Raw genomic sequence first — 208 nt, forward strand, 5'->3', positions numbered from 1 at the left:
GCGTTACTGGGACTTCGTTAGAGTCCTTGTGATATTTCGGATTGTGATCAATATCATAAGAAGCCTTATTCGGAATCTCTGTCTTACCATCTTTATTCACATAAGCTGATAAGTTGGCATTATCTCTAATCTTAGCCTTGAAATTCACTTCAATGGACTTACCTGCATCTGCTTTTACAGAAGCTTCTGTAAAGGCAACTTTGATGAC

General features: G+C 38.0%; 1 protein-coding gene. It reads right to left on the bottom strand.

Annotated elements, in window-relative coordinates; translation table 11 throughout:
* On the bottom strand, positions 1 to 208 hold a 208-nt coding region (locus HMPREF2853_RS00425), incomplete at both ends, for an isopeptide-forming domain-containing fimbrial protein (RefSeq protein ID WP_148131384.1).

The organism is Streptococcus sp. HMSC077F03, from assembly GCF_001812375.1.
Taxonomy (GTDB): domain Bacteria; phylum Bacillota; class Bacilli; order Lactobacillales; family Streptococcaceae; genus Streptococcus; species Streptococcus oralis_S.